This is a genomic window from Mariniblastus fucicola (genome assembly GCF_008087665.1).
GTDB classification, from domain to species: Bacteria; Planctomycetota; Planctomycetia; order Pirellulales; family Pirellulaceae; genus Mariniblastus; species Mariniblastus fucicola.
Map to the genome: position 1 here is coordinate 2,599,472 of NZ_CP042912.1, position 18,906 is coordinate 2,618,377.

The window sequence follows — 18,906 nt, forward strand, 5'->3', positions numbered from 1 at the left end:
CATTGCAATTCTTCCCTTGGCCCCGACTTGCGTTGGCGACGACCGCCGCATTTTGTTCGGGCTTTTCGAGTCGGGGAAATCGTGCGATATTGTTCCGCTTTACAAACGAGAGCTGCGAAACCCGTCGCCCCATTTTTTGCGACGTCCTCGCGTGCTCTTGGCCATACCATCACCGACCACTATCACTGGAACCGTCGTGCTACGTACACACACTTGCGGAGAACTTACCAAGGCAAACGATCAACAGGAAGTCACGCTTTGCGGCTGGGTTGATCGCGTTCGCGACCACGGCGGTGGACTGTTTATCGATTTGCGAGACCGTTATGGTCGGACTCAAGTCGTGGTCGGCGAAAGTAGCGCCGCGGAGGTCATGGACACTGCCGGCAAACTCAAATCCGAGTTTGTGATTTCTGTTACCGGAAGTGTTCGGCTGAGACCTTCCGGCCAGGAGAACCCCAAGATCACGACGGGCGACATCGAAGTCAACGCCAGCGACGTCAAGATTCTCAACGAAGCGAAAACGCCTCCGTTTGTTCCCGGACAAAAGGACTTGCCCAACGAAGACTTGCGGTTGGAGCATCGCTATATCGATTTGCGTCGGCAGAAGATGCAGGACACGCTTGTGCTTCGCAGTCGTATCATCAAGTCGATGCGTGACTACTGTGCCGAACACAATTTCATCGATGTCGAAACACCGATCCTTGGCCGCAGCACTCCTGAAGGAGCCCGCGACTATCTGGTGCCCAGTCGCGTGCATCATGGCAAGTTCTACGCTTTGCCACAGTCGCCGCAGATCTACAAGCAGATCATGATGATCGCGGGCTACGATCGCTACGTTCAGGTGGCGCGTTGTTTCCGCGACGAAGACCTTCGCGCTGATCGCCAGCCTGAGTTCACACAGTTGGACATGGAAATGTCGTTCGTGGATTCCGATGACGTGATCGGTATGATTGACGGCATGATGGAAAAGCTGGCCAAGGAAATTCTTGGGATCGAGTTGCAGCTTCCGTTGCCGCGTTTGACATATGACGAAGCCATGACACGCTTTGGGCACGATGCTCCGGACATGCGTTTTGGCGTCGAGATTGTTGACCTGACCGAGATTGCGAAGAAAGTTGACTTTCGTGTCTTTAAATCCGTTGCCGAATCAGGAAACTTTGTGCGGGCGATTTGTGCTCCCGGTGGTGCATCGGTATTCACGCGTCGACGCATTGATGACCTGACCACGTTCGTGCAAGAAGACTTCGGCGCGAAAGGCCTTGCCTGGTTTCGCGTCGAAGAGGACGGAACGTTGTTTTCGCCAATTGCGAAAAACTTCAAGCCTGAAGAACTGGAGGATATCAAGGCGAAGATGGACGCCAACCCTGGCGACCTGATTATGATCGTCGCCGATACCTGGGAGACCAGCTGCAAGGCGCTGTATGCACTTCGCAAGCGAATTGGTTCCGAGCTAAAGCTCTATGATCCTGAAACCATGCACTTTTCTTGGGTCGTGCAGTTCCCAATGTTCGATCATGATGCCGAATCCGATCGTTGGAACGCGATGCACCATCCTTTCACCGCGCCGCTTGACGAAGACCTCGAAACGCTCGATTCGGATCCTGGAAAGGCTCGCGCGAAAGCCTACGACCTTGTGATCAACGGTTACGAAGCCGGCGGCGGTACGATTCGAATTCACGACAGCCAAATTCAATCGAAAGTCTTCGGTCTGCTCGGGCTAGACGAGAAAGACGCGAAAGAGCGATTTGGATTTTTGCTCGACGCTTTGCAATACGGAGCACCTCCTCACGGTGGTATCGCGCTCGGCATCGACCGTGTCGTAATGCTGTTTTCCAATCTTGATAACATCCGCGACTGTATTGCGTTCCCGAAAACGCAAAAGGCTTCGGACTTGATGACCGAAGCGCCGAACGTCGTTGATAAAATTCAGCTGGAGGAACTGGCGATCGAATCGACCGTCGAAGAACTTCCGGAAGAAGACGCGTAGAGGCAGATTCTATTCTGATTGATAGAAGCGCTGTGGGTTGAGCCGCGGCGCTGCTGCAACGTTCAAGACGTCGTGGCCGGGCAACTATCGTGCGGCAACGAGTGCTCTGGCGACCGGACAGTTCTCATAGGTGCCGAACTCGTGTTCGAAAACCTGCCGACTGCTGTTCGCCGCTGAAATCTCTTCGAATCCGTACATCGCTGCCGTGTACGCAAGGCAGCGTTGGTCACTGGAGAGCATTTCGAATCGTTGGATACGAGTCATCGGCTTAAGCTGGGACCGATGGACGCGAAACTGAACTCCATCCCAAAGCTGGATCAACACTTGAGTCTCGGACTCAATACGGATCGGCACGCAGATCACCGTCGCATCGCCGTGCTGAACATAGCAGTTGATCAACATGGCTTGGGACTCGCACGATTGCTCCGGCGTGAGAATTTCGCTGCGGACGACTCCCAGCACAAACGTGTTGTCTGAATCGCGATCGACATTTCGAGCACGAACGGGAACGGTTTCGCCACGATGATTCAATGACAGCGGCTTGTTAAACGGCAGCATTAACAGAGCAAGGTCGGAGATCTTGAACCCGGATATGGATTCGTCTGCCAACACTCCATCGAATTTGACATCGTCAACAACGACAATGCATGGTTCGTGTTGCGACCGAATTCGGTGAAATTTGCGTCGTTCGTTCATGGGCTCGATTCCGCAGGCGGATAATGCCAACATCACTATTATTGGCGTTTGGTGGTTCGCGACTCCATAAAAGCTCTTCAGCCGGCTGTTTGAATCGCAATTCGTGGCCATTCTGCAAGCAGAGTCGCCAGCGAATCTGCACGACCGTACGGGTTAGGGAGGCTGGCCGGAAACAGCAATCTTCGCGCTTCCGCATCGCGGCGCGTTGAGCCGTTTGCCTGTCGCGGATAAAATCGGAACTTCTAACTCATCAATCTGGAAGGTAACGCCGTGAACAACTGTTTGGCGATTCGAAAACCCGCTGCGATCATTCTGTTTTTACTTCTTCTTTTGGGTCTCGCACCGGACCTTCGGGCGCAATCAGCTTCGCCGGCGGTTGACGTGCAGTCGGAAGTTAAGACCAAGCTCTCGTTCCAGGTCAAGCTTGGCGAGAACTTTCAATCGCCAGCAGTTTCTGGCCGACTGTTCGTTTTCTTCACGCAAGGACGAGGCCGGCCAATGAATGGCCCCAACTGGTTTTCGCCAGAGCCGTTTTTTGGCAAAGACGTTACCGAAGTGAATCCCGGCGATGTGCTGACGATTGATCAGAGCGTGTTTGGTTGCCCTGGATCATTTGACGATATTCCATCGGGAAAGTGGAAAGTCCAGGCTGTGCTGGATCACGATTTTGATTACGCAGACCACAAGAATGGAAACGGAAACTTCTTCTCTGAGATCAAAACGGTCGATTTCAAAAACGGTGAGGACAATGGAACGATCACGCTGGAGTTAAGCGATACCATCGATCTTCCAAAGGTTCAGGACACCGATCGTTTCAAACTGGTCGAACTCAAAAGCACATTGCTTTCTGATTTCCACGGTCGTGAAGTCGTCGAACGTGCCGGCGTTGTTTTGCCTGCATCGTATGAATCGAACCCTGACAAACGATATCCGGTTTACTACGAGGTCACCGGATTCGGCGGAACGCTTCGCGGAATTCGCGGCAGAAATGCCCGTCGGCCAAGAGAGCCGGGTGAAGGCGAGGCAGAGTTCATTCATGTTTATCTGACCGGGCAGTGCAAGTGGGGACACCATGTGTACGCCGATAGCGCGACCAATGGTCCGCGCGGCGAGGCCTTGATCAAGGAGATGATTCCACTGATCGATTCGAAGTTTCGCACGATTGCAAAACCGACTGCCAGATTCGTTGGTGGGCACAGCAGCGGAGGATGGTCGTCGTTGTGGTTGCAAGTCAACTATCCAGAAACATTCGGCGGATGTTGGAGTACGGCTCCGGATCCGGTTGACTTTCGTGACTGGCAAGGCAGCAAAATCTACGAAGGAGAATCTGTGTTCTTCGAAGCCAACGGTGACAAGAAACCTCTGGCTCGTCGGCAGGGCCAGGTGATGATCTGGTATCCGGATTTTTGCGTTATGGACGATGCGATTGGCCGCGGCGGGCAGTTGCGAAGCTTTGAGGCCGTGTTTAGTCCGCGTGGTGAAGACGGATTGCCTTTGAAAGCGTGGGATCGAAAAACTGGCAAGCCAAATCCAGAAGTCATCGAGTATTGGAAACGCTACGACATCAGCTTGATCTTGAAAGAGCGTTGGGCGGAGCTGGAAGAGCGTTTGGCTGGAAAAATTCGCGTCTATATGGGAGACGTGGATACGTTCTATCTCGACGATGCGACTCGGTTGCTGGGGCAGCGGATTGATTCGATGGGCATCGATGCGGTAGTCGAAATGTTCCCGGGCAAGGATCACATGAATCTGTTGGATCGTGAGCTACGCGGGCGGATCATGCGAGAAATGACGGAAGTGTTTCGCAAGAATCATTCGGAGCAGTAGTTTGGGTGAAACCCGAATCCGATTGGCCGTTGCCGATGATTGCGATGGCATCGTCGAGTTGATCGACGGTGTCTTGCGAGAATACGGAGATCGCATTTGCACCACGCCCGGCGGCTCAGAAGCAGATTTGCTCGACATCGAAGCTGGCTATCGCGACAAAGGTGGCGAGTTCTGGGTGTTGGAATCGATCGTCGACGGGCGTGCACAAATTGTCGGAACGCATGCCACAAGGCCACTCTCGGACCGGCCGTTGGAGGTTTGCACTTTTAAGCGACTCTATTTGCGCCGCGAGTTGCGAGGCACGCATTGGGGGCATGACCTGATGCAAGTCACGATCGATTGGACGCGGAGCAACGGGTTCGGTCGAATCGAGTTTTGGTCCGACACGCGTTTCGAACGAGCCCATCGGTTTTTCGCAAAGTTCGGCTTTGTGGGGACGGAAGACGTCCGGCACATGACGGATTCGGTCGTGCCATACTCGGAACGATTCTTCTATCTGGATTTGAAGTGACGTCTCCAGTCGCGAAACGTCGCTCTAGCTGGCTTTATCCAGCAACCAAATCACCAGACCCTTTTGAGCATGAAGTCGATTGTTCGCCTGCTGAATAATCGCACTCCGATCAGAGTCGATCACTTCCGACGCAACCTCTTCACCGCGGCGAGCTGGAAGGCAATGAAGAAACTTCGCGCCCGGCGCCGCAAGGCTCATCATCGCCTCGTTGACCTGATAGTCGGCGAAATCCTTCAGTCGCTGTTTCGATTCTGCTTCCTGACCCATGCTCGTCCAAACATCGGTGTAGATGAAATTGGCTCCATCAACTGCCTGTTCAATGTTGCTTGTCTGGCGAATTAGCGAACTGCCGTTCTGCTCATTTAGCTGGTCGATGAACGAAGCATCAAACTGATATCCTTCCGGGGCTGCAATGCTCATCCGGATACCCAGCTTGCTACAAATCAAAGCCAGGCTGTACGTCACATTGTTCGCATCGCCGACGTACGTGATGTGGCTGTTCGCCAGATTGTCGCCTGCAATTTCCTTGACGGTCAACAGATCAGCAAACGCTTGGCAAGGATGCGATACGTCAGTCAAGCCATTGATCACCGGACAGCGACTGAACGAAACGGCTTCTTCTACCTTGGCGTGGCTCTTTGCACGAATCACCAGTAGATCCAAATAGCTGGTCAGGATCGGAACGAAATCACAAAGCGGCTCACGGACTCCCCAACCCACATCGGAACCGAGGAACAGGCTGTTGCCGCCAAGTTGCGACGTCAGCGTTTCAAAGCTGACGCGTGTTCGAAGCGAAGGTTTCTCAAAAAGCAATCCAACCGTGTGCCCGGCAAGCAACGCAGGTCGGTCGCCGCTCTCAAGTCGCGATTTATACTCCGACGAAAGATCGAGGACTTGCTGAACTTCCTCGGAAGTCATGTCATAAAGAGAGAGAACGTGTCGCATGATTATCTCGTAGCCTGAGGCCTGTTATTCTGTGATTACCGTGCCGATTCCGCTGGACGTGTACACCTCCAACAGCAGACCGTGACGCAAATTGCCATCGACAATGTGCACTTTTTTCACGCCTCTGCGAACGGTTTCGATGCAGGCTTCGATCTTTGGAATCATGCCACCGGTAATGACACCATCTTTGATCAATTGTTCGGCCTGAGCGATTGTCAGCGACGAAATTGAAGACGTTGGATCATCCGGATCTCGCAAAACTCCCGGAACATCACTGATAAAGACCAGCTTGTCCGCGTTGAGTTGTTGCGCCACCGTCGTCGCCACGGTGTCGGCATTGACGTTCAGCTTTTGACCGTCTTCGGTTTCGCACATCGACGGAATGAAAGGCGTCTGTCCGGCATAGCAAAGATTATCAATCACCAGACGATCGACTTTGGTCACCTCGCCGACAAAACCAAGATCGACCTCGGATCCATCATCGTCCATGAGCTTCAGCAGTTGACCGTGAAGCACAGGCGTCGATTCGAAGTTCAACGTCATCGCCCGGCCGCCGATTTTTTCGAACCGTGTGGCCAGGTCGTTGTTGGTTTCATCCGCCAGAACGCGCTCCACGATTTCCAGAGTTTTCTGGTCCGTGTAACGTCGTCCCTGAACAAAGCGCGCTTCAATGCCTTCGGCCTTCATCGCGTCGCTGATCCGGGAGCCAGCGCCGTGGACGACCACTGGACGCATTCCGACGGTCTCCATGAAGTGGATGTCCAGCAACAGATGATGCAGCGCGTCTTCGTTCGCCAACAGGCTGCCGCCAAGTTTGATGACGGTCGTCTTGTCGCGGAACTTGCGAATCCAGCCTAGCGCTTCGATCAGCGTATCAGCTTTTTCAATTGCAGTTTTCAAAGCTGTCTCTATTCAACAACGACAATCTTTTCGATCTTGTCACCGGCTTCGATCGCATCGATCACATCAAGCCCCTCGGTGACTTTGCCAAAGCACGTGTGCTTTCCGTCAAGGTGTGCCGTGTTGGTGCGGCTGTGGCAAACGAAAAACTGCGAGCCACCAGTGTTCAGGCCAGCATGAGCCATCGAGAGAACGCCGCGATCGTGATATTGATTCTCGCCCTTGGTTTCACAATCGATGTGGTAACCAGGACCGCCGGTTCCGGTTCCGTTGGGGCATCCGCCCTGGATGACAAAGTCAGGAATGACGCGATGGAACGTCAGGCCGTCGTAGAATCCTTTCTTGGCCAGATCGGTGAAATTTTTGACGGTGTTGGGGGCATCGTCAGAGTAAAAATCGACCTTCATCAGGCCTTTTTCCGTGTGGATTTCTGCTTGCATGGTTCTGCTGGTTTGTTTTGGGAAACAGGAATCACGAATTGTCACATATGAGTCTGACCTTGCAAGGCCTTGACATGAGCCCACAAAAAAAGCCCGGCTAGATGCCGGGCCTCTCTTGAACTTTAAACGCTGCAGGGCCAGTGCCCAAGCGGTTTGTCTAGCGTCGCCACTCAAATCCGAAGATGAATCCGGCAGCAAGGAAGCGAGTATCGTTCGTGTCTGTAGCTCCGATTCCACCGCTGAGGATAGAGTTCGGGTTCAGGCCCGTCGTCAATGTGTTGGCCCGGTTAATTCCCGTCCAAAGGTACATGCACTGGACACCCGTCTTGAGCGTGATGTCGCGAGTCACGTTGAAAGCGATATCGAATTCAACGTCGAGAGCTGGAACGAATGACTGGTCTTCAACCGACGTTTCAGAGATGCTTGTCAGGATCACGCCGCTGGCTGTGATTTCGCGAAGAATGTCTGTCGCGAAGTATTCCTGCTGGTTGTAGGCAGCCGTCACAGCACCGTCGGTGGTGAAACGCCATCGCCCGCTTCGTCGTGAGTGTCGTGCACCGGCGTGGAAACCGATCATGTTGTTGTTTGCTTCCTGCTTGAAGCGGTTGTCCGCTGGAAGGAAGCCAACAACGAAGCTCTGATCAGTGTCTTCGAGCGTCTCGTCATGAACGTTGAAATAACGCATTCCGACGTAAGGCTCAAGCGTGCTGCCGCTGGACATTTCCTGACGGAAGATCTTGTTGATCTCCACGGAAGCAAATGCATTGGTAACAAGCATTGGGTTGCTGATCAGGATGTCCTGACCATTTTGGTATGCGTTGCCGCGATTGTGTTGGTAAGTGATTCCCCAACCGGTTTCGTCTTCGCTGAACCAACCGAAGTTGTAGCGTGAACCCCAAACGAAGTTGCTACCGAGATCGATCTGGTTCGAAGCGGCACCGCTGAGGCGCGGGGCCTTGGTCAGACTCAGATAGGTTCGGTCGTACGACGCGAAGAAGCCAGATCTTGGCTCCAGCTGATCGTCACTGACGAATTCCATCGGAGCAAAAATCTGAGCGTCATAATCAAAGACGCCTGGAGTTGCCATTGGCATCGTTTCGTCGGGCTGCTCAATGTCACGGTGTTCGAAGCGGGGACCCGGAATGTGAATCTGGGCGTCCGCCGTTTCAAACTGAGTGACGATCAATGCCGCCAACATAGAGCCTGCTGTGATAAAGTTTTTCAAAGCCATTGTGCTTGCTTCCTGCTAATGCAGCGTTCGAGTCCAGGCTGGTCCTGGAATTCAGTTCAGTAGCAGTTATCGGATGTTGGCTTGTAAGGGTTGAATAAGAAAACCAGATTTTGAGGAACATGTCGATTTTTCACGATTTGCGACGCTTCCACGGATTGGTTGTAGCAATCTGGGAGGTTGAAAGACGGCTGGGTAAAAGATGCAGCTGAATTGGGCTTGCCTTACTTTATTTGACACATGCCGTCGCCGATGGCTCTAATGAGAGCGTTGGTTTGCCACGTGATTTTGCCTAAGTCCGGAAACAATCTACGAGATAGTGATTCATGAAAAAATTCTTTTTCCCCCTCGCCATGTTGCTTGCACTTGGCGTCGCGATGGTGCCTGCCGGGGATCGGGTGCACGCGGATGACTTTATTGACCTCGATTTGACCAACGTTGCTCCGGCGACTCGCGGTATTTTCCGTCGCGCTGAACAATTCTGGGAATCGAGGATTCAGGGTTACAGCGATTCCCTTCCGGCAAATATCAGGTCGCAGCTGACCGGGCGACTTCAGATTACAGCAGAAACAATCGCGATCGACGGCGTTGGTGGAATTCTGGGGCAAGCAGGCCCGGACACAATTGCGCAGTCTGCTGTAACCATCGGAAATCCAGCTGATGGTCGAGTGCATTTTACAACCGTTCCCCTGACCGGAACGATGAGCTTCGACATTTTCGACGCTGGACGAGCAGACTTTGAATCTACCGTTTTTCATGAGATGGCCCACGTCCTCGGTTTTGGAACGTTGTGGACGTTGAATGGAATTAATGACGGAGCGAACAATCAGGGATTGCTCCAGGCACGTCCGGGCGGGTTCCAATACGTCGGTCGCAACGCTCTGTTGGGTTTCCGCTCTGAGTCGGGACATCATCGAGCTAACTACGTCCCAACTGAAAACGGTGGCGGAGCTGGAACAGCCCTTGGTCACTGGGCTGGAGGAACTTCACCAAACTGGTTCTTCGCTCCTGCAAATGGCAGCCGAGCGGAATTGATGACGGGATTTGCCACTGGAGCACCTTCCTTTGTCTCGGAAGCAACTTGGGGAGCGATGGCCGACGTCGGCTGGGCTGTCGAAGGCATCAATCCGAACGACGGATCTTTTACAAACAGCACTTTTGGTACGAGTCCGTTCCCGAAAAGCTATCGCGGAGCCGCATTCAACCAGTTTTCTGCTGTTCCTGAGCCGTCGAGTATCGCGTTCATCGGATTGGGAATGCTTGGCTTGATCGCACGACGTAAGCGAGCATAACGCTTTCCGGCGCTGCAAACCAAGAGATTTATAAGCCCTGCCAGACTGGCGGGGCTTTTTTTGCGCGCGTTTCAAAGCTATCGTTCTGAGATTGCACTTTGTCCCGTCAGCGACCATGGAACCGGAAAAAACTTCGGCGATCATTCTTCGAGTTGTCGACTTCAGCGAATCTAGCTGCGTGGTCACGATGTTTACGCGCAGTTTGGGCAAGATAACTGTGATGGCGAAAGGAGCTCGCCGACCGAAGGGTCCATTTGAGTCTGCTATTGACGTGCTGGCGATCTGTCGAATAGTGTTCCTCCACAAAGCGAGCGATGCGATGGATTTGCTGACCGAAGCAAAACTTGATCGCCGCTTTCGTAGCTCCAGTCGAGACTTGCAACGGCTTTACTGTGGCTACTACCTTGTTGAACTGTTGCGAACACTAACTGATGAGGCCGACCCTTATCCGGAAGTCTTCGATATGGCACTTGATGCGATTGAAAAGATCGATGGTGAAGGCTCACCCGCGGAAACCGTGTTCAAGTTTGAATGCGGTTTGTTGCAGGCGTTGGGACATTCTCCCATGCTGACCCGGTGCGTGACGTGTGGCATCAACAAAACCCGAATTGATCGTGTCCATTTTGGGTTGGCGGACGGTGGTTTGCTGTGTGGCGACTGTTGTCGTGGCAAAGCGGCGATCAAAATCCTCGGCAGCGACTGCTTGCAGTTTTTGCTGGACCAGTTTGGCGTCACGTTGGAAACAAACGATGACAAGGCCAAAGATACAACTGAAACCGAGGCGCAATCGCCTCAAACCGGCTTTCATTTGCGAAAAGGATATCGCGAAGCCAGACAATTGATGAACCAATACCTGAATCACCTCGTAGGGCATCAGATTCGACTGCAAAAGTACATCGAAAATCTGTAATCTTCCAGCGACCTGGATACATCCTGCAAATACCGGACAAGGAAGTCTCGTATGCGACCCACATTTCGAACTCTAACATTGCTTGTGACGCTTGCGCTCTTTGCTATATCTGCAAGCGGTTGCGGCGGTTTCAAGTTCAATGGCAAAAAACAAAGTCTTCTTGATCGCATTGCCGGCAAGACAGGCAAAAAAGATCCTCGCAGCGAGATGTTGGCTGACGAAGCTCTTGATCCGCTCGGCCACCGCGATGGCAATCGTCTTTTGTTGGATGATCTTGCTCCCAGCCAGATTGGGACGACGCTAAGAATCCGCAGTGGTACTGGAATCAGCGAAGAGTCTGCCAACCGCCATTTTGCGAATGCGACGGAGATCTACGAGCGTGCTTTGGCGGCCAAGCAATCCGGAGCTGACAGTTCAACGTGGCAGACGACATTTGTCGAAGCTGCGAACGAGTATCGAATTGCTGCCGCCAAATGGCCCGATTCAGGGCTTGAAGAACAGGCTATCTTTTTTGAAGGCGAGTCATACTTTTTCGCTGACCGATACGTTCAGGCGAACCGCGCGTTTGAAAAACTGATCGCACAATATTCGGGCTCGTCCTATCTCGACCAAGCCGAAGAACGGCGATACGTGATTTCGAAATACTGGTTGGAGCTGTCCGAAAGCGGACCGATGGTCAGCCTGAACGATCCGAAACGTCCTCGCTTCAACGTCGCTGGAGAAGCCCGTCGCGTGTTGCACAACATTCGTCTGGATGATCCGACCGGAAAGCTGTCCGACGACGCGACGTTCGAACTGGCGAACGCGTTTCTCAAGTCTGGCCGCTACTACGAAGCCGCTGACACTTACGAAGATCTGCGCCGCAATTATCCAGGTAGCAAGTATCTGTTCAACGCTCACATGTTGGAGCTCGAAGCACGACTCAAGTCCTACAACGGCCCCAGCTACGACGCGACGCCATTGGAAAAATCAGAACAGTTGCTCAAGTCAATCGTTCGCCAGTTCCCTAAAGAAGCGCAAGAAAAAAGGGAAGTGCTCGAACAGCAGGCTGCACTGGTCAATAACCAGTTGGCACAACGTGATTTTGAATTGGGCCGGTACCATGAGCGGCGCGGAGAAAATCGGGCGGCTCAACTTTGCTACGCGGCGGTTGAAGAACGCTATCCGGACTCAGTCTACTCTTCTTCAATCGGTGAAAGTATCCAGAAAGTCGCTCAGCTTCCTCCTGTTCCAACGCAGCATGCGGAGTGGTTGGTCAACATGTTCCCTGACCCTGAAGCGGACAAACCTGTGATAACCTCGGGCGACAACGAGACCATCTTTCGATAGAAACGCATGACTCATCAACAAGTCAACTTGAATCGAAGACGCGTCGCGGTTGCGATGTTTTTTCTGACGGCGATGGTCGCTTCGGCGAATGTCGGATGTCGTGGCTACCATCTTGGCAATCAGTATCTCTATCGCAGCGACATTCGCACCGTTCACGTCGCGATGTTGGAATCCGAATCCTATCGTCGGTTCTCTGGTCAGCGACTGACAGAGGCGATCACCAAGCAAATCATTGCGACGACGCCACTGACGATCACGGAGCCTGCTCTGGCAGACAGCTTCATCACGGGGCGATTGATTCGAGAGTCAAAATCGGTCACCGGCGAAACGCTTACCGACGAAGCCCGTTCGCTCGATATCGCCCAGCGAGTTGAAGTCTCGTGGGTGGACCGGGCGGGAACCCCGTTGATGCCGCGTCAAACCGTCCGACTGGATTTCGATGCAGAACTGATTCCCGAAGGCGGGCAGTCTTTAGTGACGACACAGCAGGAAATAATTGATCGAATTGCTCGTGAAGTTGTTGGGCAAATGGAAATGCCTTGGTAAGTTGATTGCCCCGAAATCGTCTGTTTTTGCCGTGTGACGGCGTCAACGAATACGACGATCGTTTCCCGTCTGTACGGTCCATTGGCTTTTGCGATAAACATGTCGGCACCTTTCAATCCATCCGACCCCACTGACGTCACTTCCGATCTGGAGATCAAGGACGCTCAGGTGATCTTCAACACCGTCTGGCGAACGCTCACTGAGGACGTTGGGCACGAGCATCTGACGTTTCCCAAAGAACTGATTCTGCTCGGCGGTGCGCCTGGTGCCGGTAAAGGCACGCACACGCGTTTCATTATGCAGGCTCGCGGATTGACCTGTCCGCCGATCGTTGTCAGCAACCTGCTCAATACGCCTGAGGCGCAGAAAATCAAAGACGACGGTCGAATGGTTGGCGACCAGGAAGTCGTCGGGATCGTGCTTCGGGAACTGCTGAAAGAACAATATCGTGACGGCGCAGTGCTGGACGGTTTCCCGCGGACGAGCGTTCAGGTTGAGTGCCTGAAGATGTTGGTCGATCGCGTTGTTCAGTTACATGGCGAATACGCTGACACACCGCTGGCGATCAATTTTCGGCGCCCAACGATTCACGCGATGGTTTTGTTCGTCGGCGAAAAAACCAGCGTTGATCGACAGCTGCAACGCGGAAAAGAGATCGAAGCTTACAACCGCGAGGTTACAGAAACGGGAATCGGTCGGCTTCACGAGGTGCGGTCGACAGACTTGGATCCGGAAAAAGCTCGTCGTCGCTATCAGGTGTTCAAGGAAAAGACCTGGGACGCGTTGCAGTCGCTGAAGGAGATTTACCACTATCACTTCATTAATGCCGAAGGGGCAATCGATGAGGTGGAAGCCAATATTTTGCGCGAGCTTCAGTATCAGAGTTCGCTGGAATTGGATCCGAGGACTTTTGATCGGCTAAGTCCAATTCCGCTGGCTGAAGAGATCATCATCCATGCTCGCCAGGATCTGGTTCGCCGCCTCGACAGCTATGAGTTGGAGCATAGCGAGCTGTTCGGCAAAGTTGTCGAGCTGGTCGAATCCCGATTCATGCCGATCATTACGCGACATGCTCTTTCCGGCCGAGCCATCGTTAACAATGAAGATTCTCTGTTCGACGATCCGCTGGCTCTGGCGATGTTGATCGATATCTTTTCCGAACGTGGGTTCAACGCCTGCGTCGACAAAACGATTCGCAAGACTCCCAACTCGGTCGATTTGCAAACGGGAACGATTGGCTTCCTTGAACATTCGGTGTACCGAATCCACATTCGGTTTGAAGGTTCCTCAATCCGCCGCGGATAACTTGTTGGCGAACTACAGCGTCACGCCGCCCCGACTGATGACGACGACTTCGTCTCCTTCGGTGAACGTGTGATTGGTCGGATTGACGATCGGCCGAGCGTTTGCTTCGCCAGCCGGATGGACCGCCAGGAGCACCACGTCCTTCTCCATCTTCGCCGTAGCAAATTGCTCGTTAAAACTCGTTCCAATCCAGTTGTCCGGGATCGCCTGGCGGTGAAACTCGTTGCCCCGTCGACTGGTTAGCAGCTCGCCCAGAACTTCCATCAAACCGCGGCTTCTTGAAGCCTGAGCCAGCATGTGAGCTCCGTACTCACCGCTGATCACGTAATCATTCACGTGGCCAATGTCCAAATGCGAAGCGTAGTCGCGATTGAAAAGCTCGGCACAGGTGTAGACGTCAGGATTTATTTTCTCTGCGGTGAGAGCAGCCAGAATCGTGCGGGCATCCGCGTCCTGTTCGGATCGACCGCCCGAAGTATCCGAAAGCACGAGGCAGGATTTGGCTCGCTCGATCCCGGCACGTTTGAGAGCGCTCAGTTTGGTGAAATCGTCATGCATCAGCCACACGTTGGGCAGCCGCTCGATGTGGCTGTCCAGCTGATCGGATTCCAACTCCGATATCACGACGATCGGAGTCGATTTAGTCGCTTTGGTCGCACGGTATTCATGAATGATCGTTTCCGTTTTCGCGGTCCAGCCACAAATAACCACGTGGTCATCAAGTTCGTCCAGGTTCACAACTTTTCCTTCCACTCGTAATCGATCGACCATGAAAGCCGACACCGTTCCGGCAAAAATGGCGAAGATCGTCATCCCCATGAACATGAGAAAGACGGTTATAACTCGCCCGGAAAGCGAATGCGGCGTTCCCGGAATTGGTTCGCCCGCCAGCAACGTGTACACGCTGAACCAGAACGAGTTTTCAAAATTGAATTCGGCACCATCGGAAGACGGTAGTTCTGCGATATCATAATCAACAGCAACACCCGGTTGAGCAATCAAGTCTGTCGCATCGCCAGGCTTGAGGCTACTCGCGACACCGTTCGAATCAACATCGGTCGCCGACGCAACCGCAGCATCGGGGTGATTCCGCGTCGAACGTTCGGCTCGCATAATTGCGATCGTTCCAAACGCAACGGAAACGATCAACAGGCCGCAGATGACCAGAAAGTCCAACGCACCGCGTCGCAGAATGTAAGGGTAATGAGTCGACAGCCTCGAGAGGACTCCCATCAGTCGAAACAGGCGGAACAGCCTCAGGAATCGCAACGCCCGGGCAGTTCGAAAGATTCGAAACAGTGGAATCGTTGCCAGCACATCTAGCCAGTGTTCAGCCAGGAATCGCCGCCAGTTTCCGAAAGCCAGAAAACGCAGCGTCAGTTCGACGACAAAAATCCCGGTGATCACATCACTACACCGTTCCAGCATCGCCAGCTTCGACGCGGTCACCGGTTGGAAAATTATATCCAGCAAGCCGCCGTCAGCGGATCCAGGTTGCAAGCGGTAGTCGAACCAAAATTCGACCAGCGTCAGCGTGATCGAAGCCAGGATCAACAGCCCCACGAAAATCTCGGTTCTTGGAAGAGCAAACAGTCGGCGCAGTCGCCGTCGCCACAGAGGAGTTTGCTCAGTGCGTGGCCGCATGTCAGGAACCCGCTTCCGTTTCCGCATCGGCAGTGGATTCTGTTTCGGCCGCCGAGTCCTGCATCACGTCGTGCAACTGAAAATGGTGTTTGCCAAGGTCGCCGCCGTAGTTTCCAGCACTGATCGCGACAATCGAATCGCCAGCAAACTTCGGATCGATCGCCGCATGGATTCCGGATTTCAGGGCTGATTTTACCGAGTCAAAATCGACTCCGTTGATCACGATCTCCAACACGCAGTTCGCGTCGGGATGGACCTTTGATTCAACGCGCCCACGTAGCGTCGGGCAAAACGTGTGCGATGTCGAAGCAACGAGGGCTTCATACCTGGAACCGACTTTACTACCGCTGCGAACGACTCCGCCGGGAAACGGGGTGATCACGTTGGGCAGCGGTTTGATTGCTTCAACTGCTCTTCGTGCGGCGTCGAGTCCCGACGTCAGATTCGTGGACTGGATGAGAAAGTTTCCTCCGGCGACTCCTTTGCGGCAGGTCGTCGCGTCTTCGACGATGAACTCTCCTTCCATAACCGGAATTCTCCATAGCCTCCGGTCACCGATAATTTTACTTTTCTGAAATCCGTCGCCAAAGTATCGAATGTGGTCGCCAAGCGGAATTGGTTTCGCGTCTTCGGCATCGGAAGGCATGACTTCGAAGGGGCTGTCTCCCGGAATCTTCATCCCGTCAAAGACCGCTGTCGTTGCACAAGTCATCAGGCATTGGCCCGTGCGTTTTGAAATTGCTTTTGCCAACCCGTCAGCAGAAAACCCGAACGCCAACACGCTGGCTGCCGCGCGGCCATCGATGGAGTTTGCAATTTTCGGAACTTCAATACCGACTTCGGCATCGCATAGAATCACCGAACTGCCGTAGCCGCAGAATTCGGTCAGACCGGCACCGAGCCACCACGCATCGTGAGCCGTCACAATCAGCCGCGTGTATCGTATGCCGAAACCTTCGGCAAAGGTGTCTTCGATGATTGTGTTTCCGATTTTCATTCGGCCATTATCATGAAGACCTGCCTTTGATGAAAGGCGCCTCGCAAAGATCGCACGACGTCCTTGCAACCCGATTGCGAACCAGCATGGTGAGCGGAAGCTATTTCAATCGTTTGATCTTTCGCTCATAGCGAGCCCGGATTTTTCGATCGCTGATCTTGACCGAACTTTCGACGTGCTTCTTCTGGGCCTCGACTTCGTCGCTATCTTTTTTCTTGCCGCTCTTGAGCAACGCATCGATTTTCTTTTTCCCGACAGCGCGAATTCTGCTTTCCGCCTCCGCCATCTTCTTTTTCATCTCTTCGCGAAGTTCCATTTCACGTTTCTCGGTCTTGGAACTCTTCTTGTCCTTGTCCTTGGCAGACTTTTTGGCTTCGGACTCTTTCTTCTTGCCGGCTTCTTTCTTCTTGACCGCTTTTTGTTCCGCCTCGCGTTTCTTTTGCCACGCTTTGCGAACTTCGGCTTCAGTCATAGCCTTTTTCTTTTCTGCCTCGGCTTTCTTCTTTTCAGTTTTGCTTTTCGTAGACTTGCCGTCGTTCGGATTGTCCTTTTTCTCTTTGGCTTCCTTCTTCTTGTCCGCTTCATACGCCTTGATGAACTTGGACTTCAGTTCTTCGTATGACTTTTTCTGAGCCGCCAATTGCGAGCGAACCTTCTTGAGTTCCTGTAACGTTTTGGCACGAGCCTCTTCGTTGACACGTTGTTTCTTTTCGCTATTGGCAAACAGTTTTTCGTGATTTTTCTCTTCGGCTGCAAGTTTCTCTCGCATTGCCTTCAAAAGCTTTTTATTCTGCGCGAGCTCCTTCTTCGCAGATTCGCTTTCGCGTTTCACCGTCGAAAGTTCCTTCTTGAGCTTTGACGATTCGCTTTTGGAAGCGTCAGCTTTCTTCATTTTCGCCGCCAAGTCTTTCAGCTTGGATGACATCTTCGCATTCGCAACCGACAGCGTCGCAGCCTTCTCTTTCAGCTTCAAAACTTCTGCGTCGTATTCAGATTGCTTCGGAGCCATTGCGGTTAGCTTCGACTGCAGATCTGCAACCGTCTGTTCAAGTTTGCTTTCCGCCTTTTTCGCTGCCGCCAGTTCAGCTTTCATCTTCGTCGAACTGGTCGCCCGGCTGTTGCGTTGGCGGGCACGCTCGAGGTCTTCTTTGGCTCCGTCAAGTTGGCGACGAAGTTTGACCATGTCGCGGTTCAGTAAAACGAGGCTTTTGCGAAGCTTGGATGTTTCGGCCGCGCTGCCGTCGCTTTCCTGACGCGTTTGCTCGGAAGCTTCGAGCTTAGCCAACAGGTTTTGGTTTTTCTCTTGCAATTCAAGGATCTGATCGTTGACCGATTCTTCAGCTCGCTTTGATTTTGAAGCGGACTTGACTGCTGTTTCCAGTTTCTCGTTCATCTCCGCAATTCGTTTGATCTGCCGATCGTTTTCCTTGCGAACTTGAGCCAGTTCCTTCTCCTGCTGCTGCAGTCGTGATTCGGCTTTTGCCAGTTCGGCGACGCGATTCTCATAATCGTTGGCCAGTTTGGCCGTTTCCTGCTTCGCCATTTCAGCGTTTTGAGCATCCGCGACTTCGGCCGGAGATTCCGCAGGAGCCACATCGGTGTCGGTCATTTCGCCAGGAGCATCGGTTTCCGAATCATCGTTCGCGATCTCGAGGAGACCAGGAGTTTCAGGGGAATCGTCTTCCGAAGGAGCATCGCCAGACTCGATCAGCACGACGTCATCACTGTCCGAATTGGACGGAAGTTCTGGCGTCGGCACTTCTTGAGCCTGTTGCGGAACGATCTGTTGAGCCATCATCGACTGAGATCTTTCGCCTGACTGAGACAGCGGCGCAATCGAGCCGTCTTCCTGCACGACACCAAGAATCTTTCCGTCCACTGGTTCTTCGCTAATGATGATCGGCTGACCGTATCCGCCAGAGGTAGTGGACGCAGGGGCAGTGTAGTTTTGTGATGACGTGATTGGGTCAACCAGAGTTTCGCCAAACAACGGTGCGGCCATTTCCGTTCCCGAAAGCGACAGCGGCGCAAGCTGTTCTTGTGGATATTGATACGACGGCGGTTGAAACAATGGCGTAGAAAACGAACCATTCAGCGGTAGCGATCCGCCCTGTTTAAAACCGCTTTGGCCCGGATAGGGTGCATAAGGCTGAGCACTAAACTGCTGGACTGCGAATCCCTGAGTCATCGGGCTGGCAGGAAATCCGTTGTCCCATGACGACCATGCTCCGGGTGCCTGGCTGTACTGCGGCGTCACTTGCCACGATCCCTGAACCTGAGCAGAAGCGACTTGTGAAAGTCCCAGAACGACGAGCGCGATCGCGCCGCAGATGTTGCGATACATGATGT

16 protein-coding genes are annotated in these 18,906 nt (G+C 53.2%); 8 read left to right on the top strand and 8 right to left on the bottom strand.

From position 1 onward, the window contains the following. Positions 1 to 196: 196 nt before the first annotated feature. Entirely contained in the window at positions 197 to 1,987 is a 1,791-nt protein-coding gene (gene aspS, locus MFFC18_RS09525; protein ID WP_075082370.1) for an aspartate--tRNA ligase, read from the top strand. Positions 1,988 to 2,071: 84 nt separating this feature from the next. Here aspS and MFFC18_RS09530 read toward each other — a convergent pair whose 3' ends face one another. Further along, positions 2,072 to 2,683: a hypothetical protein gene (locus MFFC18_RS09530; protein WP_148618764.1), complete on the bottom strand. Its 612-nt coding sequence runs from the start codon at positions 2,681 to 2,683 to the stop codon at positions 2,072 to 2,074. Positions 2,684 to 2,953: 270 nt separating this feature from the next. Here MFFC18_RS09530 and MFFC18_RS09535 point away from each other — a divergent pair, with 270 nt between their 5' ends. Further along, the gene (locus tag MFFC18_RS09535; protein ID WP_075082270.1) at positions 2,954 to 4,510 is read left to right on the top strand and encodes an alpha/beta hydrolase-fold protein; all 1,557 of its coding nucleotides are present in this window, start codon (positions 2,954 to 2,956) and stop codon (positions 4,508 to 4,510) included. A gap of 1 nt (position 4,511) precedes the next feature. Further along, a complete protein-coding gene (locus tag MFFC18_RS09540) occupies positions 4,512 to 5,021 on the top strand; it encodes a GNAT family N-acetyltransferase (RefSeq protein ID WP_075082271.1) in 510 nt (169 codons plus the stop codon). 24 nt (positions 5,022 to 5,045) lie between these two features. Here the strand turns inward: MFFC18_RS09540 and argF are convergent, their stop codons facing one another. The 4 genes from argF to MFFC18_RS09560 all read right to left on the bottom strand — a co-directional run bounded on the left by argF (position 5,046) and on the right by MFFC18_RS09560 (position 8,537). Beyond that, positions 5,046 to 5,966 (bottom strand): ornithine carbamoyltransferase, encoded by a 921-nt coding sequence (argF, locus tag MFFC18_RS09545; protein WP_075082272.1) that lies wholly within the window; start codon positions 5,964 to 5,966, stop codon positions 5,046 to 5,048. Between the two features lie 24 nt (positions 5,967 to 5,990). Further along, entirely contained in the window at positions 5,991 to 6,866 is an 876-nt protein-coding gene (gene argB, locus MFFC18_RS09550) for an acetylglutamate kinase (RefSeq protein ID WP_075082273.1), read from the bottom strand. Between the two features lie 8 nt (positions 6,867 to 6,874). Beyond that, positions 6,875 to 7,306, bottom strand: coding sequence for a peptidylprolyl isomerase (locus tag MFFC18_RS09555; protein WP_075082274.1), 432 nt, complete (start codon positions 7,304 to 7,306; stop codon positions 6,875 to 6,877). A gap of 157 nt (positions 7,307 to 7,463) precedes the next feature. Continuing rightward, positions 7,464 to 8,537: a BBP7 family outer membrane beta-barrel protein gene (locus tag MFFC18_RS09560; protein ID WP_148618765.1), complete on the bottom strand. Its 1,074-nt coding sequence runs from the start codon at positions 8,535 to 8,537 to the stop codon at positions 7,464 to 7,466. A 323-nt stretch (positions 8,538 to 8,860) separates the two neighbouring features. On the opposite strand from MFFC18_RS09560, the gene MFFC18_RS09565 reads away from it, so the two are divergent. From MFFC18_RS09565 to MFFC18_RS09585, 5 genes are all read left to right on the top strand, one after another. Continuing rightward, positions 8,861 to 9,826, top strand: a complete 966-nt coding sequence (locus tag MFFC18_RS09565; RefSeq protein ID WP_075082276.1) for a PEP-CTERM sorting domain-containing protein — start codon at positions 8,861 to 8,863, stop codon at positions 9,824 to 9,826. A gap of 115 nt (positions 9,827 to 9,941) precedes the next feature. After that, positions 9,942 to 10,736, top strand: a complete 795-nt coding sequence (recO, locus tag MFFC18_RS09570; RefSeq protein WP_075082277.1) for a DNA repair protein RecO — start codon at positions 9,942 to 9,944, stop codon at positions 10,734 to 10,736. A 51-nt stretch (positions 10,737 to 10,787) separates the two neighbouring features. After that, complete coding sequence (bamD, locus tag MFFC18_RS09575; protein WP_084416782.1) at positions 10,788 to 12,065, top strand: outer membrane protein assembly factor BamD; 1,278 nt, start codon at positions 10,788 to 10,790, stop codon at positions 12,063 to 12,065. Between the two features lie 6 nt (positions 12,066 to 12,071). Next, positions 12,072 to 12,611 carry an LPS assembly lipoprotein LptE gene (gene lptE, locus MFFC18_RS09580; protein ID WP_075082279.1) on the top strand — a complete coding sequence of 180 codons (540 nt, stop codon included), beginning with the start codon at positions 12,072 to 12,074 and terminating at the stop codon, positions 12,609 to 12,611. Between the two features lie 99 nt (positions 12,612 to 12,710). After that, positions 12,711 to 13,916: a nucleoside monophosphate kinase gene (locus MFFC18_RS09585; protein ID WP_075082371.1), complete on the top strand. Its 1,206-nt coding sequence runs from the start codon at positions 12,711 to 12,713 to the stop codon at positions 13,914 to 13,916. A 12-nt stretch (positions 13,917 to 13,928) separates the two neighbouring features. Here MFFC18_RS09585 and MFFC18_RS09590 read toward each other — a convergent pair whose 3' ends face one another. From MFFC18_RS09590 to MFFC18_RS09600, 3 genes are all read right to left on the bottom strand, one after another. Continuing rightward, positions 13,929 to 15,479 carry a potassium channel family protein gene (locus MFFC18_RS09590; RefSeq protein WP_162273890.1) on the bottom strand — a complete coding sequence of 517 codons (1,551 nt, stop codon included), beginning with the start codon at positions 15,477 to 15,479 and terminating at the stop codon, positions 13,929 to 13,931. Positions 15,480 to 15,561: 82 nt separating this feature from the next. Then, a complete protein-coding gene (gene fhcD / locus MFFC18_RS09595; protein WP_075082281.1) occupies positions 15,562 to 16,557 on the bottom strand; it encodes a formylmethanofuran--tetrahydromethanopterin N-formyltransferase in 996 nt (331 codons plus the stop codon). A gap of 100 nt (positions 16,558 to 16,657) precedes the next feature. Next, positions 16,658 to 18,901 (bottom strand): hypothetical protein, encoded by a 2,244-nt coding sequence (locus tag MFFC18_RS09600; protein ID WP_075082282.1) that lies wholly within the window; start codon positions 18,899 to 18,901, stop codon positions 16,658 to 16,660. Between the last annotated feature and the right edge of the window lie 5 nt (positions 18,902 to 18,906).